This window comes from Pseudomonas sp. 5Vm1k, from assembly GCF_056161485.1.
This window is the reverse complement of sequence record NZ_JBSPCZ010000004.1, coordinates 370,318-390,969: the sequence shown is the minus strand read 5'-3', so window position 1 is coordinate 390,969 and position 20,652 is coordinate 370,318. Positions and strand designations below refer to the sequence as shown.

General features: G+C 60.0%; 22 protein-coding genes and 1 pseudogene. 6 read left to right on the top strand and 17 right to left on the bottom strand.

What is annotated here, in order from left to right; genetic code table 11:
* Positions 1-156 precede the first annotated feature (156 nt).
* The 3 genes from ACWIKB_RS10870 to ACWIKB_RS10860 all read left to right on the top strand — a co-directional run bounded on the left by ACWIKB_RS10870 (position 157) and on the right by ACWIKB_RS10860 (position 2,779).
* The gene (locus tag ACWIKB_RS10870) at positions 157-954 is read left to right on the top strand and encodes a transporter substrate-binding domain-containing protein (protein WP_429531289.1); all 798 of its coding nucleotides are present in this window, start codon (positions 157-159) and stop codon (positions 952-954) included.
* A 138-nt stretch (positions 955-1,092) separates the two neighbouring features.
* Complete coding sequence (locus ACWIKB_RS10865) at positions 1,093-2,052, top strand: amino acid ABC transporter permease (RefSeq protein WP_475266700.1); 960 nt, start codon at positions 1,093-1,095, stop codon at positions 2,050-2,052.
* Complete coding sequence (locus ACWIKB_RS10860; RefSeq protein ID WP_475266699.1) at positions 2,045-2,779, top strand: amino acid ABC transporter ATP-binding protein; 735 nt, start codon at positions 2,045-2,047, stop codon at positions 2,777-2,779. Before ACWIKB_RS10865 ends, ACWIKB_RS10860 begins: the two co-directional genes overlap by 8 nt.
* Positions 2,780-2,919: 140 nt before the next feature.
* On the opposite strand, the gene ACWIKB_RS10855 is transcribed toward ACWIKB_RS10860, so the two are convergent.
* The 11 genes and pseudogenes from ACWIKB_RS10855 to ubiE all read right to left on the bottom strand — a co-directional run bounded on the left by ACWIKB_RS10855 (position 2,920) and on the right by ubiE (position 11,129).
* Positions 2,920-3,633, bottom strand: coding sequence for a methyl-accepting chemotaxis protein (locus ACWIKB_RS10855; RefSeq protein WP_475266866.1), 714 nt, complete (start codon positions 3,631-3,633; stop codon positions 2,920-2,922).
* 144 nt (positions 3,634-3,777) lie between these two features.
* Positions 3,778-4,836, bottom strand: a pseudogene (locus ACWIKB_RS10850) (methyl-accepting chemotaxis protein); the annotation flags it as partial.
* 230 nt (positions 4,837-5,066) lie between these two features.
* Positions 5,067-5,774 carry a 16S rRNA (uracil(1498)-N(3))-methyltransferase gene (locus ACWIKB_RS10845; RefSeq protein ID WP_475266698.1) on the bottom strand — a complete coding sequence of 236 codons (708 nt, stop codon included), beginning with the start codon at positions 5,772-5,774 and terminating at the stop codon, positions 5,067-5,069.
* Positions 5,771-6,565 carry a twin-arginine translocase subunit TatC gene (tatC, locus tag ACWIKB_RS10840; RefSeq protein WP_475266697.1) on the bottom strand — a complete coding sequence of 265 codons (795 nt, stop codon included), beginning with the start codon at positions 6,563-6,565 and terminating at the stop codon, positions 5,771-5,773. Before tatC ends, ACWIKB_RS10845 begins: the two co-directional genes overlap by 4 nt.
* Positions 6,562-7,014: a Sec-independent protein translocase protein TatB gene (tatB, locus tag ACWIKB_RS10835; protein ID WP_475266696.1), complete on the bottom strand. Its 453-nt coding sequence runs from the start codon at positions 7,012-7,014 to the stop codon at positions 6,562-6,564. The genes tatC and tatB overlap by 4 nt, the downstream gene beginning before the upstream one ends.
* Positions 7,015-7,024: 10 nt before the next feature.
* Positions 7,025-7,303, bottom strand: coding sequence for a twin-arginine translocase TatA/TatE family subunit (locus tag ACWIKB_RS10830; protein ID WP_475266695.1), 279 nt, complete (start codon positions 7,301-7,303; stop codon positions 7,025-7,027).
* A gap of 25 nt (positions 7,304-7,328) precedes the next feature.
* Positions 7,329-7,661 carry a phosphoribosyl-ATP diphosphatase gene (locus ACWIKB_RS10825; RefSeq protein WP_007899279.1) on the bottom strand — a complete coding sequence of 111 codons (333 nt, stop codon included), beginning with the start codon at positions 7,659-7,661 and terminating at the stop codon, positions 7,329-7,331.
* The gene (gene hisI / locus ACWIKB_RS10820; RefSeq protein ID WP_054054645.1) at positions 7,654-8,055 is read right to left on the bottom strand and encodes a phosphoribosyl-AMP cyclohydrolase; all 402 of its coding nucleotides are present in this window, start codon (positions 8,053-8,055) and stop codon (positions 7,654-7,656) included. Before hisI ends, ACWIKB_RS10825 begins: the two co-directional genes overlap by 8 nt.
* Before the next feature lie 79 nt (positions 8,056-8,134).
* Positions 8,135-9,739, bottom strand: coding sequence for a ubiquinone biosynthesis regulatory protein kinase UbiB (ubiB, locus tag ACWIKB_RS10815; protein ID WP_475266694.1), 1,605 nt, complete (start codon positions 9,737-9,739; stop codon positions 8,135-8,137).
* Positions 9,736-10,359: a ubiquinone biosynthesis accessory factor UbiJ gene (locus ACWIKB_RS10810; RefSeq protein ID WP_475266693.1), complete on the bottom strand. Its 624-nt coding sequence runs from the start codon at positions 10,357-10,359 to the stop codon at positions 9,736-9,738. The genes ubiB and ACWIKB_RS10810 overlap by 4 nt, the downstream gene beginning before the upstream one ends.
* The gene (gene ubiE, locus ACWIKB_RS10805) at positions 10,359-11,129 is read right to left on the bottom strand and encodes a bifunctional demethylmenaquinone methyltransferase/2-methoxy-6-polyprenyl-1,4-benzoquinol methylase UbiE (protein ID WP_007948968.1); all 771 of its coding nucleotides are present in this window, start codon (positions 11,127-11,129) and stop codon (positions 10,359-10,361) included. Before ubiE ends, ACWIKB_RS10810 begins: the two co-directional genes overlap by 1 nt.
* Positions 11,130-11,284: 155 nt before the next feature.
* Here ubiE and ACWIKB_RS10800 point away from each other — a divergent pair, with 155 nt between their 5' ends.
* From ACWIKB_RS10800 to ACWIKB_RS10790, 3 genes are all read left to right on the top strand, one after another.
* A complete protein-coding gene (locus ACWIKB_RS10800; protein WP_475266692.1) occupies positions 11,285-11,560 on the top strand; it encodes a polyhydroxyalkanoic acid system family protein in 276 nt (91 codons plus the stop codon).
* 250 nt (positions 11,561-11,810) lie between these two features.
* Positions 11,811-12,233 carry a phasin family protein gene (locus ACWIKB_RS10795; RefSeq protein WP_475266691.1) on the top strand — a complete coding sequence of 141 codons (423 nt, stop codon included), beginning with the start codon at positions 11,811-11,813 and terminating at the stop codon, positions 12,231-12,233.
* Positions 12,234-12,243: 10 nt separating this feature from the next.
* Complete coding sequence (locus ACWIKB_RS10790; protein WP_475266690.1) at positions 12,244-13,086, top strand: phasin family protein; 843 nt, start codon at positions 12,244-12,246, stop codon at positions 13,084-13,086.
* Between the two features lie 178 nt (positions 13,087-13,264).
* Here ACWIKB_RS10790 and ACWIKB_RS10785 read toward each other — a convergent pair whose 3' ends face one another.
* From ACWIKB_RS10785 to hslU, 6 genes are all read right to left on the bottom strand, one after another.
* On the bottom strand, positions 13,265-13,885 hold the full coding sequence (locus ACWIKB_RS10785) for a TetR/AcrR family transcriptional regulator (RefSeq protein WP_475266689.1): 621 nt from the start codon (positions 13,883-13,885) through the stop codon (positions 13,265-13,267).
* Between the two features lie 66 nt (positions 13,886-13,951).
* The gene (gene phaC, locus ACWIKB_RS10780) at positions 13,952-15,634 is read right to left on the bottom strand and encodes a class II poly(R)-hydroxyalkanoic acid synthase (protein WP_475266688.1); all 1,683 of its coding nucleotides are present in this window, start codon (positions 15,632-15,634) and stop codon (positions 13,952-13,954) included.
* Positions 15,635-15,748: 114 nt separating this feature from the next.
* Positions 15,749-16,603: a poly(3-hydroxyalkanoate) depolymerase gene (gene phaZ / locus ACWIKB_RS10775; RefSeq protein ID WP_427634264.1), complete on the bottom strand. Its 855-nt coding sequence runs from the start codon at positions 16,601-16,603 to the stop codon at positions 15,749-15,751.
* Between the two features lie 147 nt (positions 16,604-16,750).
* The gene (phaC, locus tag ACWIKB_RS10770; RefSeq protein ID WP_475266686.1) at positions 16,751-18,430 is read right to left on the bottom strand and encodes a class II poly(R)-hydroxyalkanoic acid synthase; all 1,680 of its coding nucleotides are present in this window, start codon (positions 18,428-18,430) and stop codon (positions 16,751-16,753) included.
* A gap of 259 nt (positions 18,431-18,689) precedes the next feature.
* Positions 18,690-19,070, bottom strand: coding sequence for a gamma-butyrobetaine hydroxylase family protein (locus ACWIKB_RS10765; protein WP_475266685.1), 381 nt, complete (start codon positions 19,068-19,070; stop codon positions 18,690-18,692).
* Between the two features lie 206 nt (positions 19,071-19,276).
* Positions 19,277-20,617 carry an ATP-dependent protease ATPase subunit HslU gene (gene hslU / locus ACWIKB_RS10760; RefSeq protein WP_475266684.1) on the bottom strand — a complete coding sequence of 447 codons (1,341 nt, stop codon included), beginning with the start codon at positions 20,615-20,617 and terminating at the stop codon, positions 19,277-19,279.
* Positions 20,618-20,652: the final 35 nt, after the last annotated feature.

The window sequence follows — 20,652 nt, the reverse complement described above, 5'->3', positions numbered from 1 at the left end:
ACAAATCCCGCACAAACCCTTGTGCAAACACCCCAGTGCGTTAGCATCCGTCCCCGAATTGGTGCGCCCGGGCAGCTTTTTGTTCGTATCTATCGGTTTTCAAAGGAAAATCGTCGATTGCGCGCCTCACACCGCAATGGTTTTGGGGACTTGAAGATGAAGAAGTATCTCTCGATGCTGCTGGTCGGCGTCACGGCATTGGTTGCAGTCAACGCGGCGCAGGCCGGCGCCATCGATGACGCGGTCAAGCGTGGCACGCTGAAAGTCGGCATGGACCCGACCTACATGCCCTTCGAAATGACCAACAAGCGCGGCGAGATCATCGGTTTTGAAGTCGACATCCTCAAGGCCATGAGCAAGGCCATGGGCGTCAAGCTGGAGCTGGTGTCCACCGGTTACGACGGCATCATCCCGGCGCTGATGACCGACAAGTTCGACATGATCGGCAGCGGCATGACCCTGACCCAGGAGCGCAACCTGCGCCTGAACTTCAGCGAACCGTTCATTGTGGTCGGCCAGACCTTGCTGATCCGCAAGGACCTGGAAGGCACCATCAAGTCTTATAAAGACCTGAACACCGACGACTACCGCATCACCTCCAAGCTCGGCACCACCGGCGAGATGGTGGCCAAGAAGCTGATCTCCAAAGCCAAGTACCACGGCTACGACAACGAGCAGGAAGCCGTGCTCGACGTGGTCAACGGCAAGGCCGATGCGTTCATTTACGACGCGCCGTACAACGTGGTGGCGGTGAACAAGGTCGGCGCCGGCAAACTGGTGTTCCTCGACAAGCCGTTCACCTACGAACCGCTGGCCTTCGGCCTGAAGAAGGGCGACTACGACAGCCTCAACTTCATCAACAACTTCCTGCACCAGATCCACGAAGACGGCACCTACGATCGCATCCATGACAAGTGGTTTAAAGACACCGCCTGGCTCAAGGACATGGAATAAGGCCCGGTCAGATAGACCGCGCCGCCCCATTCGCGGGCAAGCCTCGCTCCTACATTTGGAATGTATTTCCCTGTGGGAGCGGGCTTGCTCGCGAAGACGGCCTCCCTGGCGACACAGAATTCGGAATCTCCAACGCAAATGAAACATAAAAAATCCCAACTGCCCTGGCACATCCTGACTGTGCTCGTGCTGATCGGCCTGGCCGGCGCGTTGTATTACGCCACCTCGCTGATGTCCTACGAATGGCGCTGGAACCGCGTGCCGCAGTACTTCGCCTACCATGCCGAAGAATCCCAGCGCGCTGCCGACATCTCCACGGTCAGTGAACTGGTACGCAAGGGCGACAAGGCCGACGTCACCCTGCGCAATGACGCCGGTGACGAGCAGCACCTGACGGTCGACGACAACAGCCTGCAAGTCGCCCAAGGCGATGACGTGGCGGAAGGTGACGTGATCGGTGTCACCCGGCATTGGGCCGCTGGGCCTTTGCTGTGGGGCCTGTGGACCACGTTGTGGTTGTCCGTGGTGTCTGGCGTGCTCGGGCTGTTGATCGGCCTGGCCACCGGCCTGTGCCGGCTGTCGAACAACCCGACCCTGCGCGATCTTTCGACCATTTACGTCGAACTGGTGCGTGGCACGCCGCTGCTGGTGCAGATCTTCATTTTCTACTTCTTCATCGGCACGGTGATGAACTTGTCCCGGGAGTTCGCCGGGATCGCCGCGTTGTCGCTGTTCACTGGCGCCTATGTGGCGGAGATCATCCGCTCCGGCGTGCAATCGATTGCCCGTGGTCAGAACGAAGCGGCGCGCTCGCTCGGTTTGAGCGCCGGTCAGTCGATGCGTCATGTGGTGTTGCCGCAAGCGTTGAAACGTGTGCTGCCGCCGCTGGCCGGGCAGTTCATCAGCCTGGTGAAAGACACCTCGCTGGTGTCGGTGATCGCCATTACCGAGCTGCTGAAAAGCGGCCGCGAAGTCATCACCACCTCGTTCTCGCCGTTCGAAATCCTGTTCTGCGTAGCCGGGCTGTACCTGTTGATCAACCTGCCGCTGTCGAAAATCGCCAGCCGGCTTGAGCGGAGGCTCGCGCAAAGTGATTGAAGTCCGCGATCTGGTAAAAGTCTTCGACACTCGCGGCCAGCTGGTGCGCGCGGTGGATAACGTGTCCACGACAGTGGCCAAGGGCGAAGTGCTGGTGGTGATCGGCCCGTCCGGCTCCGGCAAATCGACCTTCCTGCGTTGCCTCAATGGTCTGGAGGAATTCGATTCGGGCTCGGTGAGCATCGACGGCTTGCAGTTGGCCGACCCGAAAACCGACGTAAATGCCTATCGCCGGGAAGTCGGCATGGTGTTCCAGCATTTCAACCTGTTCCCGCACATGACCGTGCTGGAAAACCTCTGTCTGGCGCAAAAAGTCGTGCGCAAGCGCGGCAAGAAAGAGCGCGAGGCCAAGGCCATGGAGCTGCTGAAAAAGGTCGGTATCGCGCAGAAGGCCAACGAGTTTCCGTCACGCCTTTCCGGCGGCCAGCAACAGCGCGTGGCGATTGCCCGGGCGCTGGCCATGGAACCGAAGGTCATGCTGTTCGATGAGCCGACCTCGGCGCTGGACCCGGAAATGGTCGGTGAAGTGCTGGACGTGATGAAAACCCTGGCCGTGGAAGGCATGACCATGGTCTGCGTTACCCACGAAATGGGCTTTGCCCGGGAAGTGGCGGATCGGGTGCTGTTCTTCGATCACGGCAAATTGCTGGAAGACGCCTCGCCGGCCGAGTTCTTTGATGCGCCGAAGGATCCTCGGGCGCAGGCGTTTTTGCGGCAGGTTTTGTAACTTCAGCGCCTGTTCGGACGCCTTCGCGAGCAAGCCCGCTCCCACAGTGGATATGTGTCGATCACAAAACCAAGGTGGGAGCGGGCTTGCTCGCGAAAGCATCACCTCGGTCTCAAGCAAACCGAGGCATTCGCATCACCTCAAACTTTGAACCTGCCAACCAACATCTGCAAATGCGTCCCCAACCGCGCCAGCTCAACACTGGACGCCGCGGTCTCTTCACTCGCCGCCGAGGTCTGCTCGGACACATCGCGCACGTTCAGCACGCTGCGGTTGATCTCTTCAGCCACGGCACTCTGTTGCTCGGCGGCAGCGGCGATCTGCTGGTTCATCGACTGGATCGCCGACACCGTACGAGTGATGCTTTCCAGTGAGCCGCCAGCGCGGCGAGTCAGTTCGACGCTGCTGTCGGTCAGGCTGCGGCTGTTGTCCATGATGGTCGCGACTTGCTGGGTGCCGGTTTGCAGGCCGACGATCAGCTCTTCGATTTCTTCGGTGGACTTCTGGGTGCGCTGGGCCAGGCTGCGGACTTCGTCGGCGACCACCGCGAAACCACGTCCGGCTTCACCGGCACGGGCGGCTTCGATCGCCGCGTTGAGCGCCAGCAGGTTGGTCTGTTGCGCCACGGATTTGATCACGTCGAGCACGCTGCCAATCTTGTCGCTTTCGCGCTTCAGGTCGCTCATGGCCGCTGTGGAGTTGCCGACTTCGATGGCCAGGCGCTCGATCTGAGCGATGGCTTCGCCGACAACCTTGTCGCCTTCGCGGGCCTGCTGATCGGCGGCGACTGCGGCTTCGGAGGCTTCCTCGGCGTTACGCGCGACTTCCTGCACGGTGGCGGTCATTTCGTGCATGGCGGTGGCCACCTGATCGGTTTCCACTTTCTGACTGTTGACCCCGGCGCTGGTTTGCTCGGTGACGGCGGACAGTTCTTCGGCGGCGCTGGCGATCTGCGTGACGCCGTCGCTGATACCGCCGATCAACTCGCGCAGGCCCAGGGTCATGCTCTGCATGGCACGCTGGAGCTGGCCCAGTTCGTCGCGACGTTCGGAGATCAGGTTGTGGGTCAAATCACCGGCGGCAACCCGCTCGGCTACTTTCAGGGTCTGGCTCAACGGAATGACGATCTGGCGGGTGATCGCCCAAGCGGCGAGCAAGCCAAACGCTAGGGCGAGGACGGTGGCCATCAGCAGCAGGTTCTTGGCGTGGGCTGCATCGGTATCACGCACGACGGTTTGCGAAACGGTCAGTTTCTTGCTTTCGTCGGACAGAATGTCGCCTTGCTCGCCCATGCGTTTGAGCGCGGCGGCACTCGCCACCTGGGAGTCGCGGAACTGGCTGACGGCGGCGCGATAGGCCTTCAGGGATTCGGTGGCCTGTTGCAGGTTGGCGGCGAACTGTTCCGGCAGCTTGCCCGGCAGGCTCTCAAGGTTTTTCAGGGCGTTATCGATGGCGTCCAGCGCAGGCTGCTCGGCCTCGGTCTTGGCGCTGTAGGTGTAGCCGCGCACCTGAAAGCGCGCTTGCTGGATCAGCTTGCTCAGGTCGATCACGCTGTTGAACTGGGCGACGCTGTCGCCTTGCAACAGGGCCTTCTCGACTTCAGCGACCTTGGCCACGGCGTTGTCGGCGGTGGCACCGAGCTTGCTGCGGGCGTCTTCGCGGTTGGCACCGGCCTGGGTCATGGCGACGAAGGCTTGCTTGTACTGGCTGACGGCGGCCAGTTGCTGGTCGATCATCGCGATGTCGGCGGGTTGTTCGATCAACTTGCGTGCGGTTTGCAGGCCGGCGTCGAGTTGGCCCAGCAAGTCGTTGACCGCCCCCGGGCCTTGTTCGCCACGGCGCATTTCGTAGTCCAGGCGCGCCAGGCGCAGGTCCTTGGTCAGGTCATTGAGGCTGGCAATGAACCCGAGCTTGTCGCCACGGCTCATCACACCCGTCAGGCCGGTCCAGCCGGTGAAGGTGATCAACAAGGTCAGGAGCAGGACGAGACCGAAGCCGACACCCAGTTTGCGATTAACGCTTACGTTTCCCAGTTTCTCGGCTAGCCAACGGTACATGCTGCTACTCCCCTCGGACCATAATTTGGTTTTATGGGGGCTGTATCGGCTGGGGGGCGGGAATCTGTAGGCGCCGAACGCGCTCGATATGCGTTCTATCTGACGAAATGCTGTTTCATGTAGGAGCTGCCGAAGGCTGCGATCTTTTGATCTTGATCTTCGTTGATCTCACCGTCGCCAGGATCAAAAGATCGCAGCCTTCGGCAGCTCCTACGCCGGATCGCGCAGGGTTAGAAGAGGCGGGCGAGCAGGGCGGTGACGGCGGTTTCGACCCGCAGGATGCGATCGCCCAGTTGCACCGGTTGCAGACCGGATTTGCCCAGCAATTCGATTTCGTAAGGAATCCAGCCGCCCTCGGGGCCGATGGCCAGGGTCACCGGTTCGTCCAGGCCACGGGGGCAGGACGGGTAATTACCGGGGTGGCCGACCAGGCCGAGGGTGCCTTCGGTGATCGCGGGCAGACGGTCTTCAACGAACGGCTTGAAGCGCTTCTCGATGACGATCTCTGGCAGCACACTGTCCCGGGCCTGTTCCAGCCCCAGGATCAATTGCTCACGAATCGCTTCGGGCTCCAGGAACGGTGTTTGCCAGAAGCTCTTCTCGACGCGATAGCTGTTCACCAGCACGATGCGCGGCACACCCATGGCGGCCACGGTCTGAAACACTCTACGCAGCATTTTCGGGCGTGGCAGGGCCAACACCAGGGTCAGCGGCAGCTTGGTCGGTGGCTGTTGATCAAGCACGACGCGCAGTTCGGCTTCACCGGCGTCCAGGCGCAGTACTTCAGCCGAACCCATCAGACCACCGATACGGCCGACACGCATGCTGTCACCGACTTCGCAGCGATGGACTTCCTGCATATGCGTCAGCCGGCGATCACGCAGGATCACCCGGTCGGCCGCAATGAAATCGGCCTCTTCGAGCAGCAGCAGGTTCACGGCTGGGTCGCTGGCGGCTGGTCGTTGTGATCGTCAGCCGGTTGGTCATCCGGGTGCTCGCCACGCTTGCTGACCAGACTGCCGAACAGGATGCCAATCTCGAACAGCATCCACATCGGTACGGCCAACAGCGTCTGCGAGAAGATGTCCGGCGGGGTCAGGATCATGCCGACCACGAAGCAGCCGATGACCACGTACGGACGGATTTTCTTCAGGTATTTGACGTCGACCACGCCGATCCATACCAGCAGCACCACGGCAACCGGGATTTCGAACGCCACGCCGAAGGCGAAGAACAGCGTCATGACGAAATCGAGGTAGCTGGTGATGTCAGTCATCATTTCCACGCCGGCCGGGGTGGCGGCGGCGAAGAACTTGAAGATCAGCGGGAAGACCAGGTAGTAGGCGAACGCCATGCCGGTATAGAACAGCAGGATGCTGGAGACCAGCAATGGCACGGCGATGCGCTTCTCGTGCTTATACAGGCCCGGAGCGATGAAGCCCCAGATCTGATGCAGAATCACCGGGATCGCCAGGAACAGCGAGACCATCATCGTCAGTTTCAATGGCGTCAGGAACGGTGACGACACGTCGGTGGCGATCATCGTTGCGCCGGCGGGCAGGTACGCCCGCAGGGGCGTCGAGACAAAGGTGTAGATCTGCTGGGTGAACGCGAACAGCCCGGCGAAGATGATGAAGATCGCCGCTACACAGCGCAGCAGGCGGGTACGCAACTCGGTGAGGTGCGAAACCAGCGGCATGTGCTGGTCATTTTCAGGAAGATCGCTCATGGGGCTCGCGGCGGCAATGTTGGGTCATGAGGGGCGGGAGCAACGGGCGCCGCCGCGGGAGCAACAGGTTCTACGGAGGCCGGCGCAGGGACAACAGGCGCTGGCTCGACGCCGCCCATGGAGGGCACCGATTCTGTGCCTGGCGCGTGAATCGTCGGCTCCACCACCGGTTCAACCGGTTGCACTGGCGTGGCTTCCTGCTGGGTCGGCGTGAAAATTTTCCGCGCCTCCTGCTCCAGCGACAGAATGTGCTCGTTGTGCAGTTGCCGACGAATCTCGTCCGCACCGATTTCACGCTCAACTTCCTGTTTGATCGCGTTGAAGCTGCGCTTCAGCCGCCCGATCCACAGACCGGCGGTGCGCGCAGCGCCCGGCAAACGCTCGGGGCCCAGCACCAGCAGGGCAACGAGGCCGACGAGCAGCAGTTCAGAGAAGCTGATACCAAACATTAGTCAGTGCTCACACGTCTTTGCGGATCGGCTCTTCGACTTTCTGTGCCTGCACGTCAATGGTGTGCGGCTGGTTCAGTGGCGAGGTCGTCGTTGGCTGGGCCGGTGGCACCGGTTGGGCCGGGGTCACGGTCGGGTCAACCGGCTTATCTTCATCGTTCATGGCTTTACGAAAGCCCTTGATCGACTCGCCGACGTCAGTGCCGAGGTTTTTCAGTTTCTTGGTGCCGAACACCAGCACCACGACAACCAGGATGACGATCCAGTGTTTCCAGTCAAAAATGCCCATGTTGCTGCTCCTCTCAAATAATTATTCAGGCGGACGGACGCGAGGCTTTCTCGGCGTGTCCGGACAGACCGAAGCGACGGTCCAGTTCATCGAGCACAGCCTGTGGATGCTGCCCCAGTTGGGCGAGCATGACCATGCTGTGGAACCACAAATCGGCGGTTTCGTAGATCACGTCGCTGCAGTCACCGCTGATGGCGGCGTCCTTGGCGGCAATAATGGTTTCGACCGACTCTTCGCCGACTTTTTCCAGAATCTTGTTCAAACCCTTGTGGTACAGGCTGGCGACATACGAGCTGTCGGCAGCGGCGCCTTTGCGCTCTTCCAGTACCTGGGCCAGACGGGTCAGAGTGTCACTCATGTGTGTGTCCTGCGGAATAGATGGCGTGCGGATCTTTCAGGACCGGGTCGACGGTTTTCCAGTCGCCGTTCTCGAAGACACGATAGAAGCAGCTCTGGCGGCCGGTATGGCAGGCGATGTCGCCGATTTGCTCGACCATCAGAATGATCACGTCGGCGTCGCAGTCCAGGCGCATCTCATGCAGGGTTTGCACGTGGCCGGACTCTTCACCTTTGCGCCACAGCTTGCCACGGGAACGTGACCAGTAAATGGCCCGGTTCTCGGCAGCACTCAATTCCAGCGCTTCGCGGTTCATCCAGGCCATCATCAGGACGCGCCCGGTCTTGTGATCCTGGGCAATCGCCGGCACCAGGCCATCGGCATCCCACTTGATCTCGTCCAGCCAGTTTTTCATCTTCGACTCCGACAGCGGGCCCGACACTTCATTAGTCGGGCAGGCGTTGAAACAGTGTGCCAGCGTGCGATGGCTCTGGCTATCGGCGAACGACCAGATACAAACCGACAATCATCATGATCCCGGCCGGCCAATGCCCCAGCTCATTCAGCGGGCCACCTGCCGCGAGTACTGCGCCACCGCCCAGGTGCGCGCAACCGAGCAGGCGCAGGAACCAATCATCCTTGCGTCGATGCCACGGTGGTGGCGGGTCGTAGGCATGGGGTTGGGACATGCGTTCGAGCAGGTCGCGGGCCATGTTGGCCAGGTGCGGCAGTTGCTCGAACTGGCTCTGCACGTTGCCGATCAAGGCTTTGGGGCTGACGCGCTCGCGCATCCAGCGTTCCAGGAACGGCTGGGCGGTGTTCCACAGATCCAGGTCCGGGTACAGCTGACGGCCCAGGCCTTCGATGTTCAACAGGGTTTTTTGCAGCAGCACGAGCTGCGGCTGAACTTCCATGTTGAAGCGGCGAGCGGTCTGGAACAGGCGCATTAGCACCTGACCGAAGGAAATATCTTTTAACGGTTTTTCAAAGATCGGCTCGCAAACTGTACGGATCGCCGCTTCGAATTCGTTGAGTTTGGTTTCCGCCGGCACCCAGCCCGAATCGATGTGCAGTTGCGCCACGCGCCGGTAATCACGCTTGAAGAAGGCGAACAGGTTGCGCGCCAGGTAGTCCTGGTCTTCCGGGGTCAGGCTGCCGACGATGCCGCAGTCGATCGCAATGTATTGCGGGCTCCACGGGTTGACGGTGCTGACGAAGATGTTGCCCGGGTGCATGTCGGCGTGGAAGAAACTGTCGCGGAACACCTGGGTGAAGAAAATCTCCACGCCGCGTTCGGCGAGCATTTTCATGTCGGTGCGCTGGTCGGCCAGGGTCGCGAGGTCGGTGACCTGAATCCCGTAGATCCGCTCCATCACCAGCACTTTCGGCCGGCACCAGTCCCAATAGACTTGCGGCACGTAAAGTAGCTCCGAGCCTTCGAAGTTGCGTTTCAACTGGCTGGCGTTGGCCGCCTCGCGCAACAGGTCGAGTTCGTCGTAGATGGTTTTTTCGTAGTCCTGGACCACGTCCACCGGGTGCAGCAAACGCGCATCTGCCGAGAGTTTTTCAGCGGCGCGGGCGAGGATGAACAGCCACGCCAAGTCTTGCTTGATGATCGGTTTGAGGCCCGGGCGGATCACTTTGACCACGACTTCTTCGCCGGTTTTCAGTTGCGCGGCATGCACCTGCGCAACCGAGGCCGAGGCCAGCGGTTCGACGTCGAAGCGGGAGAACACTTCGCTGATCTTTTTGCCGAGCTGCTCTTCGATCAGTTTGATCGACACCTGCGAGTCAAACGGCGGCACCCGGTCCTGCAGCTTCATCAGTTCATCGGCGATGTCTTCTGGCAGCAGGTCGCGGCGGGTGGACAGAATCTGTCCGAACTTGATGAAAATCGGCCCCAGGTCCTGCAAGGCCAGGCGCAATCGCGCGCCACGGCTCAGGTCCAGGGTCTTGCGCGGGAACCAGCGCCACGGCAAGGCGTAGCGCAGCGCCAGCAGAAACCAGGGCAGCGGCAGGGCGAACAGCAGGTCATCGAGGCGGTAGCGGATCACGACGCGCTGGATGCGCAACAAACGGCGGACGGCAAGCAGCTTCATGCGTTATCGCTTGGGTCGAGGGATCGGGAAAGGCGCTCGAAACGCGCCTCGAGACGTTCCAGATCGAGTTTGATCTGGTCCAGTTCACTGAAACGGGCTTCGGCTTCGCGCTGACCGACGAGGGTGCGCGATTCTTCGGCCAGGTATTCGCCAAGGTTCTGGTTCAGGCTGGCGAACCCTTGCTGATAAAAGCGCGCGCGGCTGCGCAGGTGACCGCCGACCAGTTGCGTGGCGACCGGGCCGAGCCAGCGCGAGAGTTCGTACTCCCAGTCCAGCTCAAGGTCTTGCAGGACCGCCGCCAGCTCCAGCAGCACGCCGCTGTCACCGTCGAGCTCGACTTCCGGGCCGTGCAGCACCGAAGTCTTGTCCTTGCTCAGCGCCAGTTTCAACAGGCTCGAGGCCGGTGCACGCAAGGTGCAGTCGGCGCCGGTTTCCCACTGGGAGGCGAGCATCAGGCCTTCATCGCTGGGCAGGATGAACAGCTGCAATGCCGGGCTGCGGCAGTCGACGGCAATCACTTTGCCGGTCAAATGCGCCAGACGCGGCAGTGCCGTGCTGTCGAGACGCAGCACCCGGTTCAGACCGAGTTCAACGCTGGCGAGCAGGCCGGCCAGCAACATCAGGGTTTGATGCCGCGGTGCAGGGCGACGATGCCTGCGGTCATGTTGTGGTAGGTCACGCGGTCGAAACCGGCCTCGACCATCATCGACTTCAGGGTTTCCTGATTCGGGTGCATGCGGATCGATTCGGCCAGGTAGCGATAGCTTTCCGAGTCGTTGGTGATCAGCTTGCCCATCAACGGCATGAAGGCGAACGAGTAGGCGTCGTAGGCTTTGGACATCAGCGCGTTGGTTGGCTTGGAGAATTCCAGCACCAGCAAACGGCCGCCCGGTTTCAGTACACGCAGCATCGAGCGCAGGGCGTCTTCTTTATGGGTGACGTTGCGCAGACCAAAAGCGATGGTCACGCAGTCGAAATGGTTGTCCGGGAACGGCAGCTTTTCCGCGTCGGCCTGGACGAATTCGACGTTGCCGGCGACACCGAGGTCCAGCAGGCGGTCACGACCGACCTTGAGCATGGATTCGTTGATGTCGGCCAACACCACCTGGCCGGTCGGGCCGACGAGGTGCGAGAACTTCTTGGTCAGGTCGCCGGTGCCGCCGGCAATGTCCAGCACGCGGTTACCGGTGCGAACGCCCGACAATTCGATCGCAAAACGCTTCCACAGACGGTGCATGCCGCCCGACAGGAGGTCGTTCATCAAGTCGTACTTGGCGGCTACCGAGTGGAAAACCTCAGCGACTTTTTCCGCTTTTTGGCTTTCCGGAACGTTTTTGAAACCGAAGTGAGTGGTGGGTTCGGCATCGCTGCCTTTGCGCTGATCAGTCATATCGCTGTCACCAGAAGAGAATGCGGGACATTCTAATCCCGGTGGCCTGCTTTGTCTTGGCAACACTGAAGGTAAGATAGGCAACCGCCGGGACGTTTTGCCGCAGAGACGGTCAAGATGCTTCAGGAAAGTATCCATAAAGCAGGAGTCATTCGATGGCCCGAATTAGTGTTGAACGTGCCCACGGCCTGGGCAAGGAAGCGGCCCGCGAGAAGGCTGATCTGTTGGCGCAGAAACTGTCCGAACAATATGGCCTGGAGCCGTCGTGGTCGGGCGATACCCTGAACCTCAAGCGTTCGGGCGTTAAAGGCGCGGTGTTGGTGGGCGAGGATTCGATCAAGGTTGATGTCGAACTGGGTCTGATGATGTCGGCCATGAGCGGCATGATCAAAGCAGAAATCGAGAAGGCGCTGGATAAAGCGTTGGTGTGACCGGCAATCAATTTGCGAATGCATTGCCCTGTGGGAGCGGGCTTGCTCGCGAATGCAATCTGTCAGTTGACCAAGATGTTGACTGACACGACGCCTTCGCGAGCAAGCCCGCTCCCACAATTTTTTTGCGGTGTGCCCGAGGTTTTATGTCAGTTGTTAGGGTGCCGTTTCTAATTTTTCTCCCTACTTTGTGCCTGAGCCCGACACTTTCGCGGGCAGTTCCTCAAACCTTCTGCGCGTGAGGTGCACCATGGCCAAAGTTATTTTGAAGAAAAAAATCGACGCATCGACTAACGCTCTGCAAGACGTCAGATCGTATGCCCGCAAGATCTGGCTGGCTGGCCTGGGGGCCTACACCAAGGTTGGCATCGAGGGCAGCGAGTACTTTCAAGAGTTGATTAAAGCTGGTCAAACTGTTGAAAAGAAAGGCAAAAAAGTCGTTGCTGAAAAACTCGAAGCGGCCAATGCCGAGATCGATGAAGCCAAGAGTGAAGTCACTACTTTCAAAGGCAAAGTTGAAGTTCAACTCGACAAGGTCGAGAAGGCTTTTGACTCGCGTGTCGCAAGTGCCTTGAATCGTATCGGCATTCCGTCTAAACATGACGTTGAGACACTCTCTGCTAAGCTCGATGAGCTGACGGCATTGCTCGAACGTGTCGCGCGTAAATCTTAAGGAGAACGGGATGGCTGGTAAAAAGAATACTGAAAAAGAAGGCAGCTCGTGGATCGGGAAAGTCGAAGACTACTCCCGCAAAATCTGGCTGGCTGGTTTAGGCGTGTATTCGAAGATCGACACTGACGGCAGCAAACTCTTCGATACATTGGTTAAAGACGGCGAGAAAGCCGAGAAGCTCACCAAAAGCGCTGTTGGCAAAAAAGTCGACGCCGCCAAGGACTCGGCTTCGTCGGCCAAGTCGCGCATCAGCGGCGTGAAAGATCGCGCACTGGGCAAGTGGGATGAGCTGGAAGGGGCTTTCGACAAGCGCCTGAACAGCGCCATTTCGCGCCTGGGTGTTCCGAGCCGCAACGAAGTCAAAGCGTTGCACAGCAAGGTCGATACCCTGACCAAGCAAATCGAAAAACTCACCGGTGCCAAGGTTGCGCCTGTTGCGGCGAAAACCGCGGCGGCCAAGCCTGCGGCTGCTAAACCAGTCGCTAAAAGCGCTGCCAAGCCACTGGCCAAAGCGGCTGCTAAACCAGCGGCTAAAACTGCCGCAGCAAAACCTGCAGCAGCCAAGCCAGCGGCCAAGCCGGTCGCCGCCAAAGCCGCTGCTAAACCAGCAGCGAAACCTGCAGTGAAAACCGCAGCGGCCAAACCTGCAGCCAAGCCAGCGGCAAAACCTGCCGCCGCGAAAAAGCCTGCAGTGAAAAAGCCGGCAGCTCCAAAAGCCGCCGCACCAAAACCAGCAGTGGCTGCCGCCAAACCGGCAACCCCGGCCACTTCAGCGAACTCCGCTGCAGCGCCGACCCCTGCTGTGACCCCGACTGCCGCGCCAGCTCCATCGACGCCAACCAGTCAGTCCTGATTTTCAGGGCTCAAGAAAACGCCCGGCCTGTAAAGGTCGGGCGTTTTTGTTTGTGCACATATTCTTGAAAACACCGCAGAGCCACTGTGGGAGCGGGCTTGCTCGCGAAGGCGTCGTGTCAGTCAACATCTTGGTCAACTGACAGACTGCATTCGCGAGCAAGCCCGCTCCCACATTTTCAATCGTGTTCTTCCAGGTATTGCAGTGCGAGCTGCTCAGTCGCAGCCTTGATCGGCGGCAGCAGATGCGGCGCCACCAGCATCATGATCTGGTACACCACCAATCTCACTTCCCCCTCGCGATCCAGAATCCGCTGATAGTCCAGGGAAAACAGCAACGTCATGGTGATCTGTTCCACCAGTTGCCCCAACGCCTGAGTGTCGCTGACCAACTGCCCTTGAGCCTTCAGTCGCGCCAGCAATGACGCCAGTGTGCGTTTCAAGGCGTTCAGCAAATTGCGGATACCTTTAGCCAGTTTCGGCAGGCGTCCGGCCAGGTTCGACAGGTCCTGAAACAGAAACCGGTAATGCGCCAGGCGCTCGACGATCAGGTGCAGAAACAGCCAGTAATCTTCGGGGCTCAATTCCACATCGGACGGCGGATCGAGCAGTGGCGCCAGTTCATCCTGGAAGCGTTCGAACAACCCCAGAATCAGCGGTTCCTTGCCGTGGAAGTGATAGTAGAGGTTGCCCGGGCTGATCCCCATTTCGTTGGCAACTTCCATGGTGGAAACGTTCGGTTCGCCCTTTTGGTTGAACAACTGCAGGGCACATTCGAGGATCCGGTCGCGGGTTTTCATCCAGTCTTCTTAATCGTCGAGTCAGGCCACGGCCCGTGTCGGCCGTGGGTCTTGGGTCGTTGAGCGTCAGCGCACGCGCACGTAAGTGCCGGGTGCGGCTTCCATCGGCGGATAGTTCTGGTTGCCGAGGGCCATGTGGGTTTCTTTCTGCGCGCCGGAGCGTTCCTGAATCCAGGCCAGCCATTGCGTCCACCAACTGCCATCGGTTTGCTTGGCGTCGTAATACCAGGCCCGGGGGTCGCTGCTCAGTTTAGGGCTCTCGACAAAATTGGCTTTCGGGTTCGATGGCGGGTTGAGGATGCTTTGCACATGACCGCTGTTGGACAGCACGAAGCGCCGCTCGCCACCCAGCAGCAGGGTCGAGCGATACACCGCATCCCACGGAGTGATGTGATCGTTGATGCCCGCGACACTGAAACTGTCGACCGTGACTTTTTGCAAATCGATCGGCGTGCCACACACTTCCAGGCCACCCGGATGGCTCAGCGGGTTGTGCTTGAAGAAGTCCAGCAAGTCACCGTGAAACGCCGCGGGCAGCCGCGTGTTGTCGTTGTTCCAGTAGAGAATGTCGAATGCCGGCGGCTCTTTGCCCAGCAGGTAGTTGTTGACGAAGTAGCTCCAGATCAAATCATTAGGGCGCATCCAGGCGAACACCTTGGCCATGTCGCGACCGTCCAGCACGCCCTTCTGATAGGAGCGGCGCTTGGCCGCTTCCAGGGTCTGTTCGTCAGCGAACAAGGTGGCCGGGCTGTCCATCTGGCTGTCGAGCAGGCTCACCAGGTAAGTCGCGCTGGATACTCGCCGCAGTTGCCGCTTGGCCTGCAGATGCCCCTGCAATGCGGCAATCGTCAGCCCGCCGGCGCAGGCGCCCATCAGGTTCACTTCGCGAGCGCCAGTGATTGCCCGGCAGACATTCATCGCTTCTTCCACCGCCTCAACGTAGGTCGACAGGCCCCACTCGCGATGGCGCACATCCGGGTTACGCCAGCTGATCATGAAGGTTTGCAGGCCATTTTTCAGGGCGAACTGGACGAAGCTGTTGTGCGGGCTCAGGTCGAAAATGTAGTACTTGTTGATCTGCGGCGGCACCACCAGCAGCGGTTTTGAATACTGTTTTTCGCTCATCGGCTTGTACTGGATCAGCTCCAGCAGCTCGTTGCGAAACACCACGGAGCCGGTGGTGGTGGCGACGGTTTTACCGACCTCGAAGGCTTGCTTGGTGACCTGCCGGGGCAAGCCATCGTTGTGCAGAAAATCATCGATCAGGTGCCCGACACCGCGCACCAGGCTGTGACCGCCGGAGTTGAAAATCTCCTTGATCGCCAGCGGATTGAGCAGGGTATTGGACGGCGCCACGGCGTCGTTGAGCAGGGCAAAAGCGAAGTGGGCGCGGGCGCGATCGTCCGGGCTCATGTTGCTCTCGTCGATCCAGCTTTTGACCTGTTTCTGCCAGCTCAGGTAAGCCTGCAAGCTGCGCCGGTAAAACGGGTTGAGGCTCCATGACGGGTCAGCAAAACGACCGTCCTGCGGGTTGGTCGGATGCAGGGTTTCGCCCAGCAACACACGGCCCAACTGGCCGCCCAGCTTCAGGGCATGCCGGGCACTGTGCACCGGGTTGCGCAAACCGTGGGCGGCCACGCTGCGCAGGGTTGAAAACAGATCCCGACCGCGCAGGCCGGTAATCGCACTCTGTGCGTTGATGAACGCGGCGGGAGTTGGCAAAAACTCCCTCGCTGGCTTTTCGCGCATGAATCAACACTCCTTCGTCTTCAGGCCAAAAACAAACACACCGAACCAGAACACCATAGACGCTGTTGCGGGTTGTTGCGCGAAACGGCGTCCTGCCGTCCGACATTGGGCTGATTAGCTGCCCAATGGTGTCGGGTGCGGATGCATCACCGCACGTTGACGCTCTTCCTCGAGGAATTTCATGATGATCGGCGCCACCGCTTCGGCGCGGGTAATCAGGAACAGATGCCCGTCATCGATGATGTGCAACTGGGCGTTGGGAATCCGCCAGGCGAGCATGCGCATGTTGATCAGCGGGATCAGCGGGTCGTCGTCGCCGGCCAGCACCAGGGTCGGCTGGTGGATCTTGTGCAGCCAGTGAATGCTGGTCCAGCCGAGGCCGGCGAACAGCTGCCAGTAGTAACCGAGCTTGCCCGCCGAACGCACCTTCGCCGCATGGCTGGCGGCCAGCGTCGGGTCGCGGCGGAACGAGCCGCCGTAGATCATCGGTGCAATGCGAATCACGTGGGACGGCTGGATGTAGCGCCGAGGGCTGGCCATCATCCACAGCACTTTCGGCTTGCCGGGCACCATCACCGCACCGGCGGCGGTGGCGGCCAGCACCAGTTTTTTGCAGCGTTCGGGGTAGTCGTAGGCGAATTGCTGCGCCAGGGCGCCGCCCCAGGACACGCCGATCACGTTCACTTGTCCATAGTCGAGATAGTCGAGCATCCGTGCCGTCAGTTTCGCCAATCCCGGAAAGCGATATGGCCGGTTCGGCGTCGATGAACCGCCGACACCGGGAACGTCGAAGGCGATGACTTCCAGGTCCGGGTCCAGCGCCGCGACGAACGGAAACACCAGCTCAAGGTTGGCGCCGATGCCATTGAAAATCAGCAAGGGCGTCAAGTGAGGCTTGCCGGGGCGTACCGCGGTGCGGAGGGTCTGGCCATCCAGGTCGACGGTACGAAAAATGAACGGTTGCGGCATGCTTCAGGCCCTGTGGGTTAATTCATCCCCGTCCCCTGTAGGAGCGAAGCTTACTCGCGAAGGCGTCACTTCAGTCGACATCAATGTTGAATGATCGACCGCTTTCGCGAGCAAGCTTCGCTCCTACAGAGGCGCGGGGTGTGTCAGTTACCGCTCGTGTACGTAAGTGCCCGGCGCAGCTTCGCCGGCGGTGTAAGTCTTGCTGCCCAATGTGGTCGGTGATTTCTTCAGCTTGCCCGAACGCTCGGCCTGCCACGCCTGCCAGTGCAGCCACCAGGAATCGGTGTGCTTGGTGGAGTTCTCTTGCCAGTCCTCGGCCTTCACCGGCATCTCGGTGCTGGTCATGTAACGTGACTTCGGATTACCCGGCGGGTTCAGAATGCTTTGGATATGGCCGCTGCTGGAGAGGACGAATTCAACGTTGCCGCCGAACAATTGCGCCGACTTGTAGCAGGACTTCCACGGGGTGATGTGGTCGTTGGTGCCCGCCAGGGAAAAGATGTCGGCCGTGACCTGCTTGAGGTCGATCGGCGTACCGCACACTTCCAGGGCGTTGGGGCGAATCAGTGGATTACTTTTGAACATCTCGATCAGGTCGCCGTGGAACGCGGCCGGCAACCGTGTGGTGTCGTTGTTCCAGAACAGGATGTCGAACACCGGAGGCTCGTTGCCCAACAGGTAGTTGTTGACCCAGTAGTTCCAGATCAGGTCGTTGGGGCGCATCCAGGCGAAGACTTTCGCCATGTCGCGGCCTTCCAGCACGCCGGCCTGGTAGGAGTGGCGCTTGGCGGCTTCGAGGGTTTGCTCGTCGACGAACAGGGCTACGTCGCTGTCCAGGGTTGTGTCCAGCACGCTTACCAGCAAGGTCAGGGCGTTGACCTTCTTCTCGCCGATCGCCGCGTAGTGGCCCAGCAGGGCGGTGCAGGTGATGCCGCCGGAGCAGGCGCCGAGCATGTTCACGTCTTTGCTGCCGGTGATTGCCATGACCACATCGACCGCTTCCTTGAGCGCCTCGATGTAGGTGGACAGGCCCCACTCGCGTTGTTCCTTGGTCGGGTTGCGCCAGCTGACGATGAACGTCTGTACGTTGTTGCGCAGGCAAAAACGCGCCAGGCTCTTGTCCGGGCTCAGGTCGAATACATAGAACTTGTTGATCTGCGGCGGCACCACCAGCAATGGGCGCTCGTGCACCTGCTCGGTGATCGGCCGGTACTGGATCAGCTCCAGTACGTCATTGCGAAACACCACCGCGCCTTCGGTCACGCCCAGGCTCTTGCCGACCTCGAACGCGCCCATGTTGACCTGGCTCGGCATGCCGCCGTTGTGCACGATGTCCTTGGCCAAATGGGAGAGGCCGTCGAGCAGGCTCTTGCCGCCGGTTTCGAAAAAGCGTTTGACCGCCGCAGGGTTGGCCGCACTGTTGGTCGGGGCCATGGCTTCGGTCATGAGGTTGATCACGAAGTGCCCGCGGGCAACGTCCTTGGGCGACAGGCTACTGTCGTCGATCCATTCGTGGAGCTCCTTGCGCCACGCCAGGTAAGTTTGCAGATAACGTTTGTAGAGCGGGTTCTGGCTCCAGGCCGGATCGTTGAAGCGACGATCATCGCCCGGCGGTTGCAGCTCGGATTTGCCGAACAGCACGTTCTTGAGTTCGAGGCTGAAATGAGCGACGTGCTTGACGCTGTGAATCGGTTGTTTGATGGCCTGCCTGAGCACCATTCGAGCAGAAGCCAGTAGATCCTTTCCACGCAGCCCAACAACAGGATTAAGCCCCAGGGTGTTTTCCGAGGCTTGATACTTCAGGTCATCGTTGTTCTTGTTACTCATCTACGACGCTCCATTGTCCTGAGACGAGTACCTGAGCCCAGCCGTGTAGTCACACAACCAATGCCAGGTACTACTGCTCGGGTGACCGTTAATACTGCATCGCTGCTTTTTCAACACAACGAGCACTGCAGGGAACTTGCCAGTTCCATTGGTTACCCGAGTTTAATTTTTTTCGCAAGCGGGCCGATCCTCGACGCCGCAGCGGAGCATTCAAACAGATGAAATTAGAAAATGCCCTCTAAAGAGCAAGATGCCTGACCTAGAGCATTAGCTTGACGATGGACTGGCTCGGATCGCGGGTTTTACCGGCCGCTTTCAGCTCGGCAAGATAATCGTTCCAAAGGTCCTCTTGGCGCACGGCCAATTGGTAGAGATATTCCCAGGTGAACAGGCCGCTATCGTGGCCGTCGTCGAAGGTCAATTTCAGTGCGTACTGACCGGCCGGTTCTACCTTGCTCAGGCCGACGGCGATCTTGCCAAATTGCAGGATAGGTTTGCCGTGGCCCTGGACCTCGGCGGAAGGAGAGTGCACGCGCAGGAACTCGGCGGGCAGGTGATATTCCTCGCCGGACGCGTATTTCAGCGACAGGGTTTTCGAGGCTTTGTGCAGCTTGATGTCGGTGGGGAGTTGGGTCGTCATGGGGCCGGTCGTCCGTCTTGATGAAGGCCCTGTGTCGGCGGGTGATCCTGTGGCGAGGGAGCTTGCTCCCGCTCGGCTGCGCAGCAGTCGTAAATCCGGCCAATGCGGTGTTGCTGATAAACCGCATTCGCTGATTTTGGGGCCGCTTCGCGACCCAGCGGGAACAAGCTCCCTCGCCACAGAAGCCCGCTCACACAGTAGGTGACCTACAGGATATAACGGGACAGGTCTTCGTTCTGCGCCAATTCGCCGAGGTGGCTGTTGACGTAGTCGGCGTCGATCAGGATCACCTTGTCGTCGTGGGCGCTGGCCAGATCACCGGCGCTGAACGACACCTCTTCCAGCAGACGCTCGAGCAACGTGTGCAGGCGACGGGCGCCGATGTTCTCGGTTTTCTCGTTGACCTGCCAGGCGATCTCGGCAATGCGCTTGATCCCGTCCGGCTGGAATTCGATCACCAGGCCTTCGGTTTTCAGCAGCGCGCAATACTGCTCGGTGAGCGACGCGTGCGGCTCGCTGAGAATGCGTTCGAAGTCTTCCGGGGTCAGCGCCTTCAGTTCAACGCGAATCGGCAAACGGCCTTGCAGCTCAGGCACCAGATCGCTCGGCTTGCTCAGGTGGAAGGCGCCGGAGGCGATGAACAGAATGTGATCGGTCTTGACCATGCCCAGTTTGGTGTTGACGGTGCAGCCTTCGATCAGCGGCAGCAAATCGCGCTGTACGCCTTCACGGGACACGTCGACGCCACCGGAGTTACCGCGCTTGGCCACCTTGTCGATTTCGTCGATGAACACGATGCCGTGCTGCTCGACTGCTTCCAGCGCCTTGGCCTTCAACTCTTCATCGTTGACCAGACGCCCGGCTTCTTCGTCGCGGACCAGTTTCAGCGCTTCCTTGACCTTGAGCTTGCGGCTCTTCTTTTTGCCCTTGCCCATGTTGGCGAACAGGCTTTGCAACTGGTTGGTCATCTCTTCCATGCCCGGTGGCGCGGAAATATCGACGCCCGCCACTTCGGCGACTTCGATTTCAATCTCCTTGTCATCCAGCTGACCTTCGCGCAGGCGCTTGCGGAACAGTTGGCGGGTGTTGGAGTCGGCAGACGACGTCGATTCTTCGTTGCTGAAACCCATGCGTGCCGGTGGCAGCAGGGCGTCGAGGATACGATCTTCGGCGGCGTCTTCGGCGCGGTGGCGAACCTTGGTCATTTCCTGTTCGCGCAGCAGCTTGATCGCGGCGTCGGCGAGGTCACGAATGATCGATTCGACGTCGCGGCCGACATAGCCGACTTCGGTGAACTTGGTCGCTTCGACCTTGATGAACGGCGCGTTGGCCAGCTTGGCCAGACGACGGGCGATCTCGGTTTTACCGACACCGGTCGGGCCGATCATCAGAATGTTCTTGGGTGTTACTTCAACACGCAGCTCTTCAGGCAGCTGCATCCGGCGCCAGCGGTTACGCAGCGCGATGGCGACGGCGCGCTTGGCATCGTCCTGGCCGATGATATGGCGATTGAGTTCGTGGACGATTTCACGGGGAGTCATGGACATAGTATTGGCGGTCCTCTGGCAAAAGTGAGCCGTGG